This is a genomic window from Dehalococcoidales bacterium, assembly GCA_028716225.1.
GTDB lineage: Bacteria > Chloroflexota > Dehalococcoidia > Dehalococcoidales > UBA5760 > UBA5760.
Window position 1 is genome coordinate 1 of record JAQUQE010000013.1, and the last position, 15,948, is coordinate 15,948.

31 protein-coding genes are annotated in these 15,948 nt (G+C 47.1%); 15 read left to right on the forward strand and 16 right to left on the reverse strand.

What is annotated here, in order from left to right; genetic code table 11:
* Positions 1 to 54: 54 nt before the first annotated feature.
* The 15 genes from PHI12_08160 to PHI12_08230 all read left to right on the forward strand — a co-directional run bounded on the left by PHI12_08160 (position 55) and on the right by PHI12_08230 (position 7,707).
* Complete coding sequence (locus PHI12_08160) at positions 55 to 981, forward strand: hypothetical protein (GenBank protein ID MDD5510768.1); 927 nt, start codon at positions 55 to 57, stop codon at positions 979 to 981.
* A 9-nt stretch (positions 982 to 990) separates the two neighbouring features.
* Positions 991 to 1,662, forward strand: coding sequence for a hypothetical protein (locus PHI12_08165; GenBank protein ID MDD5510769.1), 672 nt, complete (start codon positions 991 to 993; stop codon positions 1,660 to 1,662).
* A gap of 17 nt (positions 1,663 to 1,679) precedes the next feature.
* Complete coding sequence (locus PHI12_08170; GenBank protein ID MDD5510770.1) at positions 1,680 to 2,906, forward strand: hypothetical protein; 1,227 nt, start codon at positions 1,680 to 1,682, stop codon at positions 2,904 to 2,906.
* Positions 2,907 to 2,925: 19 nt separating this feature from the next.
* Positions 2,926 to 3,117 (forward strand): hypothetical protein, encoded by a 192-nt coding sequence (locus PHI12_08175; protein ID MDD5510771.1) that lies wholly within the window; start codon positions 2,926 to 2,928, stop codon positions 3,115 to 3,117.
* A gap of 6 nt (positions 3,118 to 3,123) precedes the next feature.
* Positions 3,124 to 3,495, forward strand: coding sequence for a hypothetical protein (locus PHI12_08180; GenBank protein MDD5510772.1), 372 nt, complete (start codon positions 3,124 to 3,126; stop codon positions 3,493 to 3,495).
* A complete protein-coding gene (locus tag PHI12_08185) occupies positions 3,492 to 3,668 on the forward strand; it encodes a hypothetical protein (protein MDD5510773.1) in 177 nt (58 codons plus the stop codon). Before PHI12_08180 ends, PHI12_08185 begins: the two co-directional genes overlap by 4 nt.
* Before the next feature lie 8 nt (positions 3,669 to 3,676).
* Entirely contained in the window at positions 3,677 to 4,099 is a 423-nt protein-coding gene (locus PHI12_08190; GenBank protein ID MDD5510774.1) for a hypothetical protein, read from the forward strand.
* Positions 4,092 to 4,631 (forward strand): hypothetical protein, encoded by a 540-nt coding sequence (locus PHI12_08195; GenBank protein ID MDD5510775.1) that lies wholly within the window; start codon positions 4,092 to 4,094, stop codon positions 4,629 to 4,631. The genes PHI12_08190 and PHI12_08195 overlap by 8 nt, the downstream gene beginning before the upstream one ends.
* Before the next feature lies 1 nt (position 4,632).
* Positions 4,633 to 5,040: a hypothetical protein gene (locus tag PHI12_08200; protein MDD5510776.1), complete on the forward strand. Its 408-nt coding sequence runs from the start codon at positions 4,633 to 4,635 to the stop codon at positions 5,038 to 5,040.
* A 10-nt stretch (positions 5,041 to 5,050) separates the two neighbouring features.
* Positions 5,051 to 5,338 carry a carboxypeptidase regulatory-like domain-containing protein gene (locus PHI12_08205; GenBank protein MDD5510777.1) on the forward strand — a complete coding sequence of 96 codons (288 nt, stop codon included), beginning with the start codon at positions 5,051 to 5,053 and terminating at the stop codon, positions 5,336 to 5,338.
* A 12-nt stretch (positions 5,339 to 5,350) separates the two neighbouring features.
* Entirely contained in the window at positions 5,351 to 6,157 is an 807-nt protein-coding gene (locus PHI12_08210) for an endo alpha-1,4 polygalactosaminidase (GenBank protein MDD5510778.1), read from the forward strand.
* A 9-nt stretch (positions 6,158 to 6,166) separates the two neighbouring features.
* On the forward strand, positions 6,167 to 6,622 hold the full coding sequence (locus tag PHI12_08215; GenBank protein ID MDD5510779.1) for a carboxypeptidase regulatory-like domain-containing protein: 456 nt from the start codon (positions 6,167 to 6,169) through the stop codon (positions 6,620 to 6,622).
* A gap of 132 nt (positions 6,623 to 6,754) precedes the next feature.
* Positions 6,755 to 7,294: a hypothetical protein gene (locus tag PHI12_08220; GenBank protein ID MDD5510780.1), complete on the forward strand. Its 540-nt coding sequence runs from the start codon at positions 6,755 to 6,757 to the stop codon at positions 7,292 to 7,294.
* Positions 7,295 to 7,319: 25 nt separating this feature from the next.
* Positions 7,320 to 7,508 (forward strand): hypothetical protein, encoded by a 189-nt coding sequence (locus tag PHI12_08225; GenBank protein ID MDD5510781.1) that lies wholly within the window; start codon positions 7,320 to 7,322, stop codon positions 7,506 to 7,508.
* A complete protein-coding gene (locus PHI12_08230) occupies positions 7,486 to 7,707 on the forward strand; it encodes a hypothetical protein (GenBank protein MDD5510782.1) in 222 nt (73 codons plus the stop codon). Before PHI12_08225 ends, PHI12_08230 begins: the two co-directional genes overlap by 23 nt.
* Here the strand turns inward: PHI12_08230 and PHI12_08235 are convergent, their stop codons facing one another.
* From PHI12_08235 to PHI12_08310, 16 genes are all read right to left on the reverse strand, one after another.
* On the reverse strand, positions 7,708 to 8,082 hold the full coding sequence (locus PHI12_08235; protein ID MDD5510783.1) for a hypothetical protein: 375 nt from the start codon (positions 8,080 to 8,082) through the stop codon (positions 7,708 to 7,710).
* On the reverse strand, positions 8,070 to 8,813 hold the full coding sequence (locus PHI12_08240; GenBank protein ID MDD5510784.1) for a DUF5131 family protein: 744 nt from the start codon (positions 8,811 to 8,813) through the stop codon (positions 8,070 to 8,072). Before PHI12_08240 ends, PHI12_08235 begins: the two co-directional genes overlap by 13 nt.
* A complete protein-coding gene (locus PHI12_08245; GenBank protein ID MDD5510785.1) occupies positions 8,810 to 9,364 on the reverse strand; it encodes a hypothetical protein in 555 nt (184 codons plus the stop codon). Before PHI12_08245 ends, PHI12_08240 begins: the two co-directional genes overlap by 4 nt.
* Before the next feature lie 153 nt (positions 9,365 to 9,517).
* The gene (locus tag PHI12_08250; GenBank protein ID MDD5510786.1) at positions 9,518 to 9,673 is read right to left on the reverse strand and encodes a hypothetical protein; all 156 of its coding nucleotides are present in this window, start codon (positions 9,671 to 9,673) and stop codon (positions 9,518 to 9,520) included.
* Positions 9,674 to 9,991, reverse strand: a complete 318-nt coding sequence (locus tag PHI12_08255; GenBank protein ID MDD5510787.1) for a hypothetical protein — start codon at positions 9,989 to 9,991, stop codon at positions 9,674 to 9,676.
* Positions 9,988 to 10,419, reverse strand: a complete 432-nt coding sequence (locus PHI12_08260; protein ID MDD5510788.1) for a hypothetical protein — start codon at positions 10,417 to 10,419, stop codon at positions 9,988 to 9,990. The genes PHI12_08255 and PHI12_08260 overlap by 4 nt, the downstream gene beginning before the upstream one ends.
* Positions 10,420 to 10,497: 78 nt before the next feature.
* Positions 10,498 to 11,109 carry a hypothetical protein gene (locus tag PHI12_08265; protein ID MDD5510789.1) on the reverse strand — a complete coding sequence of 204 codons (612 nt, stop codon included), beginning with the start codon at positions 11,107 to 11,109 and terminating at the stop codon, positions 10,498 to 10,500.
* A gap of 1 nt (position 11,110) precedes the next feature.
* Positions 11,111 to 11,839 (reverse strand): DnaA/Hda family protein, encoded by a 729-nt coding sequence (locus PHI12_08270; GenBank protein MDD5510790.1) that lies wholly within the window; start codon positions 11,837 to 11,839, stop codon positions 11,111 to 11,113.
* Positions 11,811 to 12,791, reverse strand: a complete 981-nt coding sequence (locus PHI12_08275; protein MDD5510791.1) for a hypothetical protein — start codon at positions 12,789 to 12,791, stop codon at positions 11,811 to 11,813. Before PHI12_08275 ends, PHI12_08270 begins: the two co-directional genes overlap by 29 nt.
* Before the next feature lie 162 nt (positions 12,792 to 12,953).
* Positions 12,954 to 13,736, reverse strand: coding sequence for a hypothetical protein (locus PHI12_08280; protein ID MDD5510792.1), 783 nt, complete (start codon positions 13,734 to 13,736; stop codon positions 12,954 to 12,956).
* A gap of 20 nt (positions 13,737 to 13,756) precedes the next feature.
* Positions 13,757 to 14,125: a hypothetical protein gene (locus tag PHI12_08285; protein MDD5510793.1), complete on the reverse strand. Its 369-nt coding sequence runs from the start codon at positions 14,123 to 14,125 to the stop codon at positions 13,757 to 13,759.
* Between the two features lie 16 nt (positions 14,126 to 14,141).
* Positions 14,142 to 14,411, reverse strand: a complete 270-nt coding sequence (locus PHI12_08290) for a hypothetical protein (protein MDD5510794.1) — start codon at positions 14,409 to 14,411, stop codon at positions 14,142 to 14,144.
* Between the two features lie 13 nt (positions 14,412 to 14,424).
* Positions 14,425 to 14,676, reverse strand: a complete 252-nt coding sequence (locus PHI12_08295) for a hypothetical protein (GenBank protein ID MDD5510795.1) — start codon at positions 14,674 to 14,676, stop codon at positions 14,425 to 14,427.
* A gap of 225 nt (positions 14,677 to 14,901) precedes the next feature.
* Positions 14,902 to 15,114: a helix-turn-helix domain-containing protein gene (locus PHI12_08300; GenBank protein MDD5510796.1), complete on the reverse strand. Its 213-nt coding sequence runs from the start codon at positions 15,112 to 15,114 to the stop codon at positions 14,902 to 14,904.
* A gap of 50 nt (positions 15,115 to 15,164) precedes the next feature.
* Positions 15,165 to 15,506, reverse strand: a complete 342-nt coding sequence (locus PHI12_08305; GenBank protein MDD5510797.1) for a hypothetical protein — start codon at positions 15,504 to 15,506, stop codon at positions 15,165 to 15,167.
* A 12-nt stretch (positions 15,507 to 15,518) separates the two neighbouring features.
* Positions 15,519 to 15,797, reverse strand: coding sequence for a DUF5658 family protein (locus tag PHI12_08310; protein MDD5510798.1), 279 nt, complete (start codon positions 15,795 to 15,797; stop codon positions 15,519 to 15,521).
* Between the last annotated feature and the right edge of the window lie 151 nt (positions 15,798 to 15,948).

Genomic DNA, 15,948 nt, shown 5'->3' on the forward strand with positions numbered 1-15,948 from the left:
CTCTGAACTTATAACGAAAGGTCCGACCTGGCCACCCATATGGGGGTTCGTAGCATGAGTGTAGAAACGAAGGGCGGCGGAGTAACAACCCTATCTGCGCTAACCATCGATGCCGACAAGGATTGGGCGGTAAAGGGTATCTCAAACCTGAAAGAGCTGGCCCTTGGCATGATTCAGGGTGACCTGATTGTTAGAGGCGGCGGCGGTATCCTGGTCCGTCTTCCTGCCGGAGTAGCCAATATGGTACTGACATCCGGCGGACCCGGTGTAATACCCACTTGGGCACCGGGCGGCACATATTTTAATCGCTTCTTCCCTGCAAATATTGGACTATCAAGAACAGTTGCCGTCCACCCCCTCGACCACGCAATAAATAAAAATGGGCCGCTATCTTCAGTCTACGTTGATACTTACGATGATTTACCGGCAAGTATGTTAAAGCGGCTTACCCCGGCAGTTTCACTAGTAGATGCAGAAACTGTTCTTGCAGCTCCGGACCAGGTAGTTAACAAAAATGGTCCTTTTACCCGCCAATACAGTGTGCAAGTAGTCGTAGCCGGTGCTGTGGCGGATGATGGAGGAGCGCTTACCGATGAAACCGCTGCAGCTCAGAGTGGTGCAGCTAATGATATGCACTTACTACCAGCGGCTCCGGCTGTTGGCGATGCTTATATGCTGGGCTCCCCTTATCTAGCTCAACGCTTTCCTATCAATATTGGGACAGCGGGAGCCGGGAACTGGACTCTACAAATGTTCTACTGGAACGGAGCTGCTTGGGCAGCCTGTGTTGATGAGTTAGAGACAAGCGCACAGTTTATGGCTGCTGGGCTCAAATATTGGCAGCATACCCCACAGCTAGACTGGGCACTACATGTCGTATCTGGTATGAACTTGTACTGGGTCCGCATAGAAGTAGTAGGATTCGTTAACCTGGTTACACAACCTCTGGGCACTCAAGCATGGTGGGAATTATTTGTTTAGGAGGCTATGATGAATACTCTAATTAAAGCAAAGGCACCCATTCTTGACGTAATCGACCCTCAAAAAATACCGCATATACTCGAAGAGGGCGAGATGAATGCCGTTCTGGAATGGCGGGTATTCGACCCCAAGACTAATAAAACCCTGGAGCACAAGATAAAGCGGTCGGAGAGCTTCACCCAGGCGTTTATGCAACTGCTATATCTTCAGTTTGGAGCCATCCCCCATACTGCAAATTACCCGGTTATAGACACGTCAAATGCCACCCATTATTTACACTCAGTCCAAACGTTGTTTGCCGCTGAAGCTGGCCTAGCCAGTATTTTATACGGTATAGTTGTGGGCACCGGCAATACTGCTCCCGATATTACCGATTATCACCTGGAAACAATAATCTTGCATGATGCTGCTCCGCCCACTGCCAACAGGATGCAGTATTCAGCGATGACCTTTGGCGCTCCGTCCAGCGATGCTACTACTAGCCAGTTCACTTTGACCAGGAACTTTGCCAATGCCAGCGGTGGTGCCATAACTGTTAATGAAATCGGGCTATATGTAAAACACAATGTGTACACTACCAGCTATTACTTTATGACCATACGCGATGTTATTGCCGGGGGGATCGCTGTCCCCAATGGTCAAACCTTAACAGTAAATTACCGCCCGCAGGCAGTCGTGTAATAAGGAGAGAAAATACTATGAAAATGCTTCTAACTGTAAGACGCTTTGACAAGAACTGGAAGTTGTTAGAGACGAGGCAGCAGTTGTCCCGCTCCTGGACCCTCGGGTTGTTACAAATGCTCTACTGCTCCCATTATCAAATAGTTAATGGTGGGCCTGTGCCTTCTTATGCTGCGACAACCGTAGATAGACAAACGGCCAATATAGATTTGTTAGGGATAGCCGGCGAAGGTTACTACACGACCCATAACCGGATATGTGGCCCTGCGGGATTTAGCCCCATTGAATGGCCAGGAAAAGTAGCTGAGGCTGCTGGGTTAGTGGGTTGTGATATTGGCATCCAAGTCGGTAACGACAATACGGCTGTTACGCCTACTGATAGAAGGTTAGGCCATAGAATAGGCCATGGGAGAAGGGCAGCGGACGGTGGAGACGTTACATTTGAAACCTATATAGCCGGTGATAATGCCGACCTCCAGGTTTATGATACTCAATGGGGTGCCCAGGAGTTTGTGCCTCGAGTTGATTTCCGGTGCAGCTCTATTACCTTGAGAGTCTGGAAAAGCGGAGCTCCCCCGGCAGATTTAACTGTTGAAATACGAGGAGCTGGGGCTGATACAGACGCCGTTGCTCCTATCTGGCAACCTGGCGATACCGTATTAGCCACAACAACCATAGCAGTAGCGGATATAAGCGCTGTTACCCCAGGCGACATTGAAGTAGCTACTTTTGCCACGCCTGTTGATTTATATGCAGGACACAGGTATTTCATAGTATGCCATCAAATTGGAGGGGCAGCTGGTAACCGCTATAACTGGAGATACCAGAGCGGTGGTGCAACTTATGAAAGAGCCTGGCAGCCCGCCTCGACTCTTTTAGCCCGGCGACAGAATAGTGCTAACTCAGGAGCTACCTGGGGACAAACTACCCAGGATATGATGATGTTTACAGCTGTAGGTAGAAGCCAGGGAGAGTTTGAGCATGGCGGAACGTTAGTAGGTAATTTGGTGATAGCCGACCCCAACGCGAGTATGGATATAACCAAGTTCTTTGTAAATAATAGCGGTGGTGCCATAACCGTTAATGAAGTCGGGATTCAAAGTTTTAGCTGGCAGGCTGGTAATGGTGGCAATGGCAACCAAAGTCAACCCATTCTCATTGCCAGGGACGTAGTAGGTCCAGGCGTAGCAGTTGCCGATACCGAAATCCTATTAGTAACCTACACTCCTCAGATAACAGTATAAATAAAGGAGACCCATAGACATGTTTAACTTGTGGGCACAGATAGCAACGATAATTGCAATTTTAGGGGTTGGAATCACTGTAGGTAAGATAATGCAGAAAGTTGATAGCTTGGATAAGAAACTTAACAACGGTTATCAGTGTAAGTTTCATGCCGGGATAACCGAAAAGCTAGGGAATGTCGAGGGTCAATTGGCAGCTAAAAAGGACTAATAGAAGATGAACGTTTGGATCGTAGCCTTAGCAGCTTTCGGTGGCGGTATAGTTGTAGCACTTTTGGGGTACTTTGACTCGAAAGAGCACTTTGATAGGCGAAAGTTCGGAGCCTCTGTTATCAGGTCACTGATTGCCGGCGTAATCTGGGCAGCTACATATTCTATGTCCGACCTTCCCCGGGAGAAGATACTGCTATATGCCTTCCTCGGTGGCGCCGGCTTTGATGTACTAGGTAACAAGATAGCCAGCCAGTTGGGAAACGGGTCCTTCCCCTTTACTACCACTAAACCGAAAGACCAGATAACCACTCCAACCACTCCAACTCCTCCAACTGATACAGGAAGCTACACACCACCAGGAGGAAGCGCCGCATGAAAGATATAGTGGAAGTCGCTGAGAGAATCGGATATTGCAAGGCCAAGCTGGAGCTGGCAAGCGCTAATAAAGAGGCCACAGCTATCGTAATGTACGAACATGAAATTACGATTTTGGAATGGGTACTGGGTGTTAAATCGACCACGCAGCTAGTTACTGTTTTGGCAGCATAGGAAGAAACATGGCTACTGATACCATCATAGTTGGCATTGGCGACGCTGAACGAGGTTATTACACTATTACCCCGGGAGGGCATTTCGATCCTTATGGACCGAACTTTGCCATTCCTGTGAATGGCGTCAACGAGATGACATTTGTTATTACTCCTGATGATGGGTACGTCATCGGAGATATTATGGTAACTGGGATTATTCCAGGATACTACTCTTCAGGGTTTGGGTATCTTGTCAATTCCACTTATACATTTACTGGATTACAAGACCCGGACGCGCCTTTACAACAAGGCATTTTTGCTTACGCCGTCCCATATCCGATAACTCCGGCCACTGAAAAACCTTTTCCCTGGTGGTGGCTAGTGGTAGCAGGAGCAGCTGGAGCTATGGTTGGTGCCGCCATTAAGGAAAAAGAGAGAAGCCGTGGTTAAACTACAGCCCCTCGATATTTTAGTCTTTGAATTAACCAGCTCTCCATGGGACAAGATAGAGAAATGGGCGCTGGGCAATCCATACGGTCATGTGGGTATGTACCTGGGCGGGCAGTGGACTGAATTTTATGAAGCGGCTGCCAGAGGAGTACTCCTCACTCCTATACAAAATCAATTCGGCAGGAAATGCGTGGTTATGAGGCCCGACGCTGATTTTATTGGAGATAAGGCGGAACATATCCTGGCCAATGCCAGAGCCATTGCCGGCAACTACGACGCTTATTACGCATGGGGAGACATCGCATGGTTCGTATTACCAAAGATAATTTTAACCAAGCTCAATCTACCAATACCACTAAAGTACCATCGAGACAAGTTTATGATATGCAGTGAGGCATGCGCTGAAGTTTACTGGAGAGCGGGATTAGAGGTACTTCCTCAGGATTTGGTCCCCATGCCAGCAGACTTCATAATAGCACCAGGGCTAACAATTACATGGGAAGGCATCCTGGGTATAGAGAGTGAGGTCTAAAATGAAAGATAAAGAAAAAGCAGGAGTCGCCTTTGCCGTAGTAGGCTCTTTTATACTCGGCTGGATACTGCATCGGCAAAGGAACGCTGGCATTGTTCTTTCCAACCTGCAGATCAGTACCCCTGGCCCTGTTTTTAATGGCGCCGGCGTTTCGGCTTCCGCCTATGCCGGCGAAGAAGTCACTATTACCGCAGATGCTCAAAACACAAGCCAGGACTTGACACAGGCAGAAATAGTTTGCCAGGTAGGAGACACGGTACTAGCGCAAACAGTTATATTGGGGCCAAGCGGGATACAAACTCTATCGTGGAGTTACACAATGACGCCAACAGGTACCTTGGGGCAACATAACATTTCAGTTAGCGTGGGTCCATTGCGGGGTACCATAATGGAACGGTTCGCTGGTTAAGGAGGGGGTTGTGGGAGATAAGAAGGTGGCCATAGGTATAGGAGCGATCTTGACTGCCATAGGCATCGCTGTGGTGGCATCCAGGAGGGTTGAGGCGGCTCCACCACCAGGGGAAACAGCAGACCTGTACGGTCAGGTCACCGATGAGCAACATCAGCCCTTATCAAGTGTTGTAATAACCTTAAATGGGTATCAATCAAGCACAGACTCTAATGGGCTCTTTATTTTCAGTAATATTCCACCGGGAACCTATCCGATAACGTTCACCAAGCCAGGGTATGAAACTTTAACTCTGTGAGGAGGAGTATTTATGGTAGCTATAGTAGCAGGGCAAAACACTCTCAATGTAGCGATGCAACAAACAGCACCGCCTTCAGGATGGTGGAAGCCCACGCCGGCGGCTCCTATTCACTGGCAGTGGCAGATAGGCACAGACTTCAGCTATCCGTCACACGTTCTACCTAATGTCACCGTCTATGATATTGATGGATTCAGCACCTCAGCAGCGACCGTAGCCTCCCTCCACGCTTTGGGCTGCAAGGTCATTGCCTACTTCAGTTTCGGTACTTATGAGAACTGGCGGCCAGACGCCTCTAAGTTCACTGCCGCCGATAAAGGCAAAAGTAATGGTTGGCCTGGGGAAATCTGGATCGATATTAGAAGCGCTAACGTGAGAAACATCATGGCGGCTCGCATGGACATAGCAGTGTCAAAGGGTTTCGATGCCCTTGAGCCGGATAATATCGATGGTTACTCAAATAATACCGGCTTCCCTCTTACTGCAGCAGACCAGATTAACTTCAATACCTGGATCGCGCAGCAATGCCATGCTCGAGGTCTATCGGTCGGGTTGAAGAACGACGTGGACCAAATATCCCAGCTAGTATCGCAATTCGACTGGGTACTGAATGAGGAATGCAATCAGTACTCGGAATGCGGCAACCTTTCTTTGTTCGTCCAGGCAGGCAAGGCCGTCTTCCAATGTGAGTACAGTGGTAGTGGCTATTGCTCGGCTATGAATTCTGCCCATTTCAACTCAATGAAGAGAGACATGGACCTGACGGCCGGTGCATCCAAGAGGGTGCCGTGTATCCCGGATACGCAAAACACCTGGTAGGAGACGATTATGGCAAGTATTAGTGGAAAGGTGACAGACCAAAAAAATAACAGGGGCATGCAGGAAGTTAATATAATGCTCGCGGAGGGTATTGACGCCCGGCGAATGCACTATCATCAAAGCACCGGCCGTAATGGTAATTATGAGATTACTCATATAAACGCAGGCTCGCATAATATTATATTTAGTCAAGAAAATTATCAGGAGGTAAGTATGTCAATCGTAATCAATTCAGGACCCAATACCCTCAATATTCAGATGACGGCAGTGGTACCGCCGACCGGGACCTTAACCGGTGTTGTAACCGACTCCGCTACCGGAGCTCCGCTACAGGGTGTGAGTGTCACTATGGCTGGGACAACTGTTACCACAGCGGCCGATGGCAGCTACGGGTTTACCAACATTACTCCCGGCACATACACCATTACCTTCACCAAGAGCGGCTACACAACAGTAACCAAGTAGATTAAAAGGGGTTAAGGTGGATGAGCAGGCGATAAGAACCCACAAAGGTTCGTCTTGCATATATAAACCTGAGATACTCTGTCAGGAAGGGTACTGTTCCGAGTGTGCAATTTACTTGGAGCTGGAGGAGAAATGAACAGAAAAAATAAATTAGTACTGGGTGCAGGGATAGCCACAATTATAAGTGGTGCTATTTACATGGCAGCGCATAAAAAGGCCGAAGGTGGTGGTGGTGGCGGCGGAGGCGGAGCGCTTACCTTTTCAACGCCTGTAGGAACGCTCCAGCCCGCTACAGGAGTAGGCTATGGTTGGCACCTGGCTGAAATATCATGCACACTAACGAATCCCAGCTCATCATCTATAACCCGCCAAATCAAAGTAGTGTACGATCAATCCGGCTGGCGGGATGATCGGGTTTGGGAGTACGTCAAGGATGTTAATAATATCTGGTCACTAGCACTGAGTCCCAAAATCGTGGAGGTAACTATACCGGCGAGTGGAAGTCTTACAGTAACACAGCCAGGAGAGTTCATTATTCCGGGGGTCGATCCTTACTTATACGGTAGCCTGTGGAATCCCCCTGCATTTGGGCCATCATCATCTCACCAGTTCAAGCTGGTAGATGACCTGGGGAATGAATCCCCGATAATCACCTTAACGAGAACCGGGTAATAGAAACTTCACTAGAAGGGAGAGTATGTCAGGCAGGCATCTGTCACCGGAATTACAGCAGAAACGGGACAACGTAATCGTAGCTTTGAGGGATAAGCAGCAGCTTCCCTTTAAGTTAATTGCCGCACAGGTAAGGTTGTCAAAGGGACAGACGGAGAGCATCTACTACAAGATGCACAAGGAGGCGTTAATTGAAGATAACGTCAGGAGATAAGTCATTTGAATTCGATATCGAGGGTAATAGGGCTATAGTAAAGGTGAATATAGCCAAGTTTCGAGGGGTAATGAGTGTGGACGACCTACCTCCCCAGGTAAGCAATGTCAAGGACAAGATTCTCGATGTGGCCTGTCTGGTGGAAGCCATAGCGGGAGAGGTAAGAGCTAAACTGGAAGACAAAAAACCAGACGAGTAATTACCCTTGCCTTCTCTGGCGTTTCAGTATTTCTTCCATCAATTCGTCTTTCTCTATTAGACTGACTACCTGGCTTATAGTCATTTCCAGCACTGCAGCAAGTATTTTTAGAGTACCATTAACATTCTTAAAGGCCATGGCCAGCACTTCTTCGGGGCTGCAGGCACCCCTGGCTAAGAATATTATCCCGCCATTCTTCTCGTCTACACCGGTCATTATAAAACGCCGGCAGGTAATTTGCTCCTCTTCACTCAGATGAAGAATAACATGAAAATCGTTAAGCCCGTTACTACGCTCCATGTCCTCCATTTTTCTCTTCGATTCGTCAGGGTCTTTAGCTGTATCAAAGTTATGGAATCCTTCTATTTTTGACACTTTACTTCTCCTCCAGGAAACTCCTGCAATATTTTCCAGACTGGCCATTCCTTTTCTATGAGTGGTTTTAAGTTATCCTTAATGAAAACCGGAATGTCGCCAGCATTGTGGGCGGCTACTAATATATCTTGTATCCAGCTTATTTTCGGTGTTGTCTTGGCGCTGACCGGCGTACATTGCCCCAGTATTATCCAGGAGATACCAGCAGTACGCAGAGTCCATTCAGTATCAGCGACATTCATATCCCAGGAAAGCAAAGGCTCAAAGGAAATAAACTTGACCCTTGCCTGAGTGTCTTTTAAGCCTTCCCATGCGTTAGTGAACATGGAAGCATCAGTACAACTCACTCCCACCCAACAATTATCGTCAAACTCCCACCTCTTCAATCTCTGTGGTTGTTTGGTAAGAAATATAAACGTGCGCTGCGGGTATGACTTTACACCCTCGAATATCTCTTTCATACCCCAGGGGTCAATCCAGTCACCGAAGAGCTCCATAGTCGAGCCGACAAAATACTTATCCCCCGGCTTTCCCGGTAGCTTGTGCCACACTGTATTGTCGTAGGTAATGGCCGGATTCCACTTAAAACGTTTATACAGCCGGCGGGCGTAGCAGTAAGATTTACCTTGGGCATCCTTACAATCTACGGGGCATAAACCACGTACAGGGTTTATGGTATAGCCAGACTTACCTGTTGTTGGGTCTTTTAGCCATTCAATTTTAGTTTTCATAGATTACCCACCCCTAATCTCATTACCGACCGCCGCAGTTGCCAGCGGTAAAGGAATATCTGCCGGGCAATTCTCCGGCCCTCCGGACAGGAAGAAGCCAGGGCGAAGAGGTCTTTCCCCTCGGCCTTGGCCCCAAACTGCAACGGGTATATAAGGCAGGCAAAGGGCTTTTCATCTTGAGCCAGACAATGATTCAAATTATCCAAAAGAGTACATGGGTATTGCATATCTATAAAATCCGACCTCTCTCCGGGTTTGTAAACCGATTTAATGACCTGTGTATGATACTTCTTAAACAATACCATGTGCTCTTTAACAGAGAGGCTGACGCAGTTATTTGGGCCTCTCTTACAACAGTTGGCATCGCAGGCGTCACACTTTACCTGTGAGATAAGAGCTGTAATCATACTAAAGCCAATCTCACCGGACTGTACGTTCAACGGCAGCGGAATAACGCTATTTGTTTCCTGAGCTCCCTTCATAAGCTCGCTGAGCTCTTTCTTGAACTCGTCTTCTTCCAGCTCCCAATCAATCAGAAAATTGAAACTCATTTACTCCTCCTAATATCTTTGCAGTGATTTTACAAAGGCGTCACGCAATTAGTTGGCGACCGGCAACTAATTACTCGATTTAGCCTCAGATTTTGTCATTTTGGCACTAATAATATAAGCAGTTTTTAACAAACGATTTTACAGTACCCCACATTATGGGGTTTTGTCGTTTTTATTCTCATAGCGGCGCTTGATAGTAATATCCTTCCAGTATTCAGTGTAGAGCTTAAATACCAGGGCCGTGATAAGAATGCAGGCTAATACACATATAGCACAGATAATGGTTAGGACTATGACCAGTATTTCCATTTACTCCTCTACTCCTCCTAATATCAAATCTCCCAGATACATTATCAGCCAGGGGGGCTCTATAATACCTATGCCATTGTACTGCGAGATATCTTTACAATAGAGCAGCTGCCTAGTGAACTGCTCTCCGGTCGCTGGGTTAGTAAACCTTATCCAATAATCATAACTTATTGGCGGTCCCAAATACTCATATGTTACATTAGCCAATGCCTGGAAGCGGCTATCACTATTATCGATAAGCCGGATATCGAAGGGTTTCAAACCGTCCCTGCATTGCTCAAAGAAAGGCGATATTGTCTTGAAATCCAGTATTTTCATTGCTCCTCCTTAAAATTGTATTCCCAGCCGGGGATCAGGGCATCAACTCCTTGTCTCTTGACTGCCTGAAACCACTCCTCTCCGATAACAGTGATTTTTACGTCAGGGTAGTATTTGGCCATGCGTTTGAGCTTAGTGGCACTCTTTGGGTCCATATAACCTTTAATCTCCACAAACTCTACTGCCGGCGCTTGATTCAGCCCGGTTTGAATCCAGAGCTTGAAATCTGGGCAGTAAAAGCGAGTACCGCGCTTAACGGGAAACTCGAAAGTCTGGACCTCATACTCCCACTTAACGATATCACCACCCTGTGCAATTACCCAGTTCAGATATCGACAGTAATTGGCTTCCCAAAGCGACCTTACATAAATACCGATATCCTTCCGGAAACCGCCTTTAGCATGGGGGTTAATTACGTGGTAGCTCATAAACTCTTTTTTTGCCCCCCTTTAGTAAAAGGGCTTATGACTATAATTTCTTGTTCATGTCTCCTACTTGTTAGCCACTTAATAGTTTTCAATCGTCTGTATTACTTTTAATATGATTTTGGCAAGCTCTTTCTGATTCGCACCCGGGTAAGCTAAAAGATATGCCTCAATAATCTCAACCTCCATTTCATTATCCATGCCTACGCCCCTGTTTAAAAGCTCCATCGCAGCCTGGTCAAGCTGTCCCAATTTAGTCTGGATATCCGCGAGTATCTTTTCTATGTCGCTGGAAAGAGGGGAGCTTTCCCCTAAGACTACCCTAATCATAGGATTGAAATTCCAGCGATTCTTTATTCCCACCCACCCGGAATGTGATATTCCCCACTTCTCAATAGTCGCCTTATCGCCCATTGATTCGATATCAGCCTCAATGGCTTTCCGGTTGCTATCGTAGTAATTCATTAGTATGCGAGCTCCGCCCTTCTTATATACCGGCTTCGGCGGGATAGAATTGTTATTTTTTTCCTGTTCAATATGGTCCACTATGATTCCCTCCTTTTCGCTAAGCTCCTTAGCTCTCTCAATATGTTCTTTTGAAATGATACTTGCTAGATACTGGATAGCGCCACAGGCGCATGTTCCCTTGGCGATGCCTCTCTCAAAGAAAGTAAATTTGTATGTATGGTACATATTACCTCCTGCGGTAATCAGGGGAGGAATTGCATACTAATACAGAGATATCGGGATCAGAAAAGCGAGATAGAATGCGCTCGCTCTTTTTCTCAAGCTCCGCATAGTCCCGATTAGAAGTCATTACAGTTATACGCCGCTCACGGTACCGCTCATCGATAATCTGCTCAATCTTTGACAGCTCCCACTCTGTACCATACTCTACGCCAAAATCATCGAGTACAAGCGCAGGTATAGACACCATGGCTCGAACCTTAACCTCAGTGGTGTTATCCCCGATACTCTCTTTAAGCTGGCTCACCAGATTGGCTACAGTGAAAATGCGAGCATCGATATCCCTACCGTTCATTTCCGTCACAAGCGCCTCACATAAAAACGTCTTACCGTTGCCTACTACTCCATAGCAAAAGAGGAAGGGCTTATCCGACTCACCCTTAGCCAGGGCTTTAAAAGCGTGAAATGCTTCTTTGTTACCCTTCATCTGCTTAAAGGTATCGAAGCTAGGGAATTTTCTGCCCAGCCCCTTTTCTCTCAAGCTGTCAGGGGTTTTAATGAATCCCTTGCGTGATTCCTCAACACACCCCTTCCCTGGGCAGTGGATAACGTTATCATAACAAGTCATTCCCGTAACCGGGTCGCGGGGATGTAGCCAGCCAACGCCGTGGCATACCTCACAGTAGGGATTGGGTCCGTAGCCATGCTTACTTTTCCACCTTTGTGCAGTCTCCAAGCAAGTCCTGGTCACAAGGGTTGCTTGCGGCATATCTCTGCTTATATTGTCGTCTTCCTTCCTCTGGACTTGTGTATTGAGTTCCAAAGGACCTTCCTGATTGTTTTGATTCTCCAAATTTACCATCCTTCCTTAGAGGAAATATCCCGGTCCAGTTATTCACAATGCTCTGGTTGAGAATTTCCGTAACGTCCTGGCCGGATGCCCGTAGTGTATCCAGCTTTTTGATAATGAGGTCTACCGCCTTTGATGTTGGGGGAGCCCTCTTAAACTTTCTCATTTCTAAATAAGCGTCCCAGGTTTCTTTATTTAACCAATTTGGTAACTCCTTTTTGGTAGCGACTTTATGACCTCCAAATGTAACGGAATGTAACGACTTGGCCCCGTTACATGACACCTTTTTCAGGCACGACCTTGTAACGACCTTTTCCGTTACAGCCTCAACCTCTGAGTGTGGATGTAACGCCGTTACGCAATCTTTATCTAACTCTATATATATATCTTTAATATTCTTTTCTGGTTCTCTTTTCTTTACTTCTTCTGTAACGACTTTTCCCGTTACACTATGACGGCGGCGGTATTCCCTTACCCTTTCCTTTACCGCTTCAGCGCTATCAGATGGAGCCTTATCCTGTCGTGCTACAAAGTTGACTATGGTTAAACATTTGCCATTGCCATTCTCATTCCAGGAAAGACTCCCTTGCCCCTCCATCTTTGTCAGCATGGACTTAAATTGGCTTACTTCCTCGGGCTTACTGATATGGAGCGTATCGCACATTTCGTCAATTGATAGAGGGGTGTTGCCGCTGATAATCCTTCCCTCGGTGCTGCAGATGCGTCCGAGGGTTAGTAGCCCACACCACGCTCCTCGCTCTGCCAGTGAAAGGCGTATTATCTTTGTGTCACTGGCCCATTCAGTCCACAACTTGAGCCAGGGTTTTGCTCTTGCCATAGGAGCTCCTTTATAGATACGTCACGTTTAGCATGACTGATTCATTTGGTTTGGGGTGGCAGCAACCACACACAAACTCTCCAGACCCGCCCCAATAGCTGGGCTCTCTCCACCACCAATTATTACTCTCACAACACCAACATGGCCTGGTGGGTTTATCCATCAATTATTAGTCTCTGGAGGTAATTCTTTAGGAGCATAGGTTTCCATTAAGGTAAGGAAGCTCTGCCAAGCGGGAGTGTCAGCTATATCACTTCTCCCCCCAACCCCTAGCTCTTTATACATATCAGCCGGTTGCTTATGGGTTAGTTCCCAAAACTTCTTCTCCAGGTTGGGGTAGTCGGGGATATCAGATTCCTTGAATTTTTCCCATTCCTCTCTCGGCTTTACTTGCGCCTTACTAATGGCTCTTTTAGGGGCAGGACCGGCTACAGCTGGTCTACCGCCGGACCTGAGAAAGCGGTTCAGCATATTTGCCACGTAGCTGGAAGGTATACAGAGCCCAAAGGCGTTTCGCTGCGCCTTACTGAGCCCTTTTTGAAAGTAGAACGGGTCTGGCTCATAGCGCTCCCCGATGATTTCACCGCCTTCGCCGGTGACATTGATTTTCTGTTTCTTAGACTGGTGGCACCCGCCGAATACACTGAAATTCCTCTTGAGGTCGGTAACTCTTACCACTATCCTGACTGCATCCTCCCCCTCGATATCGGATATTACAGGCTGTGGGTCTACAACCAGGTTGCCATAGGATCGCGCTGTCTCCTTCGTCCCTATCCATGATAGTTTCATCTTGTCTACCATGCGCTTGGTTTTGGGGTCGCGTACTTTGGTAACGTAGTAATACTCGTCTATTGTTTCGCCGGCAAGTTCCTGCATGATTTGTCGCTCATCTCGCTGCTCTATGTCGCGTATTTGAGAAAGCAATGCACTGGTTATTTCATCCATAAATAATCCTCCTTATTTATTTAACCTTTACCGAAGAAGGGACTTACTGGTGGCTGTCCTTGCCCGGGTTGAACCTGTATCTTTACTGGCTGTTGCATCAGATTAACCTTAGTACAATACCAAGTGAAGCATTCAGCGCATATCTCGAAAGACATACAGAGAATAGGCATAACAGGCTTGATGGTGATTAGTTTAGTCTGTAGTACCTCTGTCATGGCTATTTGAACTTGCAAGCCATCAGGGTATGCCTTGGGGCCTATTCTTCCATCGCTCTTGAGTTCGTCAATATACTGGCGGCCGATACCTTCCTTGCATTTACATGTAGGACACTCCTCAGCTCCCTTAATGGGAAAAACCATGTATTGATTTTCAGTGTTATTTTCCACCATTCACTCCTTTTTTATTTTAAAGTACCGATTTGTCAATTTTAACCTGGGGAAGCGGTGTTTTATCCCGCAGTTTACATAAAACAATCAACCCGATGGGAGCCAGTAAGCCAAATAATCCCCAAGCGATATTCCGGTTTTTCAACTTACACCAGATATAGCATCCCCACAACACCAAAGCCATGCCCACTACCGCGAATAAAATTCTGGCATCGCTATTGAAAAGATTTCCGATATAGCTTAACACTACCCCAGCCCATATCAACCCTGTCCTTACTCCTTTTGTCATCGCATCCTCCTTCCTAAAATTTTACTTTCATGCAGCTCTTATAATGTTCCATAAACTTTTCTGGCGTAAATAATTGCTTACAGTTCTGGCAGATGACGCCGGCAGGTTGACACTTTAATAGATGCTCGGTCACTCGAGATTCCGGCATTACCGTATGACACTTACCACAGCACATTTCTAGCTCAGAAGGTAATTCGAGCTGCCTGAAGGGCTTATCAATGCCGGCAGCGACCGCCAGCCGATGCTCCCTGCTTCTTTTACCCATAACTTATCTCCTTTCCATATCTATCGACTTTTATAGTACGCATACTTTTTTCATTTAATATACTGGTAGCTCGACAGCCTTTGGTTTGGCACTTATACTCTATCTCCATACGAGTACCGAATCCTATGCAGACAAGACGACCGCCACATTTAGGACATCTCGGATTTTTATACATAATTGCCCCCTCAGATAGTTACTTGCTCCCTTGTAGATGGTCACCAGACGTTAGCCCTGGCCTTTTATCTCTTCTTGCGGGGCTAACTCCCTTCGCAACCGACCTACCTCTGTTTTAGGCACCAGTGTTCTGCCGACCATTCTTATCACAATCATCTTGCCGGACCTCACCCAGCGCCACGCCGTTGGGATGCTGATACCGATGGCGGCGGCGGCTTCATCCACACTATAAACATCATCGAGGTTAACGATAACTTCCGGCATTTCTATCAACTCCTTTTACCAGTACGATAGAGAGTCTATCATTAAATTTCCTACTTTGCAATGGCCTTCTTTTTCTTCCTTTCTTGCTTGGCTACTACCTTCTCGTCTGGCAATACGGGTACATCAATTACTTCCTGCAGCAGCTCCTCGAGTGACCGTTTCTCTTCTACCAGCCGGTCACTGATTTTCTTCCTGCCCAGGATATATAGTTTCTCTGCCTCGAGTGCCCTACTTACGTCTTCCAGTACCTTCTGAATGGATGTAGCCAGTGGGCTTTCTGCTGGCGGCTTGCTAGCTATAGCGATGGCCTCATTTAGTTCATTGAGCGCTGTTCGCAACGAGCCAGCGATCGCGCTACGACCCCAATACTTGCGCCTGGTTGTTTTTCTCATTGTCCTATCTCCTTATCTAGCCCACATGCCGAAGAAATACATTGACCCTGTGTAGATAACGACACACAGCATACCAATGAGCAATCCCCACTTTACCCAACCCCTCTGGTCGAAGTGAACAACGACCGCCATTATTATAGCTGCCACTATCCCGCGCCATAACATATTGCTACCAAAATGCTGCGCTATGGGCGATGGATTTCCCTCAATGAATTGTCCAGAGGCCAGACCGAGCTTAGTAATAAAGGCATCAAGTACGTTCAGACCGGCGAATAAAATGACCTCTATCATATTTTATCCCTCCTACAAAAATAACCCCCGGGAGTCGAGAAACACGGTGGTCACTCCGTAAAACTCAACTACCCAGGGGGGTAGGGCTCGGTGGGCTTCCTGCTGCTAGCTACCAAGAAAAACGGGTGCTTTTAGCCAGCAGAGCAGTTTT

Coding starts and splice junctions, on each gene's coding strand:
- PHI12_08245 (MDD5510785.1), bottom strand. CDS start 9,364: ATGAGTTTCAATTTTCTGATTGATTGGGAGCTGGAAGAAGACGAGTTC.
- PHI12_08165 (MDD5510769.1), top strand. CDS start 991: ATGAATACTCTAATTAAAGCAAAGGCACCCATTCTTGACGTAATCGAC.
- PHI12_08265 (MDD5510789.1), bottom strand. CDS start 11,109: ATGTACCATACATACAAATTTACTTTCTTTGAGAGAGGCATCGCCAAG.
- PHI12_08170 (MDD5510770.1), top strand. CDS start 1,680: ATGAAAATGCTTCTAACTGTAAGACGCTTTGACAAGAACTGGAAGTTG.
- PHI12_08255 (MDD5510787.1), bottom strand. CDS start 9,991: ATGAAAATACTGGATTTCAAGACAATATCGCCTTTCTTTGAGCAATGC.
- PHI12_08185 (MDD5510773.1), top strand. CDS start 3,492: ATGAAAGATATAGTGGAAGTCGCTGAGAGAATCGGATATTGCAAGGCC.
- PHI12_08280 (MDD5510792.1), bottom strand. CDS start 13,736: ATGGATGAAATAACCAGTGCATTGCTTTCTCAAATACGCGACATAGAG.
- PHI12_08210 (MDD5510778.1), top strand. CDS start 5,351: ATGGTAGCTATAGTAGCAGGGCAAAACACTCTCAATGTAGCGATGCAA.
- PHI12_08240 (MDD5510784.1), bottom strand. CDS start 8,813: ATGAAAACTAAAATTGAATGGCTAAAAGACCCAACAACAGGTAAGTCT.
- PHI12_08220 (MDD5510780.1), top strand. CDS start 6,755: ATGAACAGAAAAAATAAATTAGTACTGGGTGCAGGGATAGCCACAATT.
- PHI12_08175 (MDD5510771.1), top strand. CDS start 2,926: ATGTTTAACTTGTGGGCACAGATAGCAACGATAATTGCAATTTTAGGG.
- PHI12_08275 (MDD5510791.1), bottom strand. CDS start 12,791: ATGGCAAGAGCAAAACCCTGGCTCAAGTTGTGGACTGAATGGGCCAGT.
- PHI12_08180 (MDD5510772.1), top strand. CDS start 3,124: ATGAACGTTTGGATCGTAGCCTTAGCAGCTTTCGGTGGCGGTATAGTT.
- PHI12_08200 (MDD5510776.1), top strand. CDS start 4,633: ATGAAAGATAAAGAAAAAGCAGGAGTCGCCTTTGCCGTAGTAGGCTCT.
- PHI12_08290 (MDD5510794.1), bottom strand. CDS start 14,411: ATGACAAAAGGAGTAAGGACAGGGTTGATATGGGCTGGGGTAGTGTTA.
- PHI12_08260 (MDD5510788.1), bottom strand. CDS start 10,419: ATGAGCTACCACGTAATTAACCCCCATGCTAAAGGCGGTTTCCGGAAG.
- PHI12_08160 (MDD5510768.1), top strand. CDS start 55: ATGAGTGTAGAAACGAAGGGCGGCGGAGTAACAACCCTATCTGCGCTA.
- PHI12_08300 (MDD5510796.1), bottom strand. CDS start 15,114: ATGCCGGAAGTTATCGTTAACCTCGATGATGTTTATAGTGTGGATGAA.
- PHI12_08310 (MDD5510798.1), bottom strand. CDS start 15,797: ATGATAGAGGTCATTTTATTCGCCGGTCTGAACGTACTTGATGCCTTT.
- PHI12_08250 (MDD5510786.1), bottom strand. CDS start 9,673: ATGGAAATACTGGTCATAGTCCTAACCATTATCTGTGCTATATGTGTA.
- PHI12_08285 (MDD5510793.1), bottom strand. CDS start 14,125: ATGGTGGAAAATAACACTGAAAATCAATACATGGTTTTTCCCATTAAG.
- PHI12_08190 (MDD5510774.1), top strand. CDS start 3,677: ATGGCTACTGATACCATCATAGTTGGCATTGGCGACGCTGAACGAGGT.
- PHI12_08225 (MDD5510781.1), top strand. CDS start 7,320: ATGTCAGGCAGGCATCTGTCACCGGAATTACAGCAGAAACGGGACAAC.
- PHI12_08305 (MDD5510797.1), bottom strand. CDS start 15,506: ATGAGAAAAACAACCAGGCGCAAGTATTGGGGTCGTAGCGCGATCGCT.
- PHI12_08215 (MDD5510779.1), top strand. CDS start 6,167: ATGGCAAGTATTAGTGGAAAGGTGACAGACCAAAAAAATAACAGGGGC.
- PHI12_08295 (MDD5510795.1), bottom strand. CDS start 14,676: ATGGGTAAAAGAAGCAGGGAGCATCGGCTGGCGGTCGCTGCCGGCATT.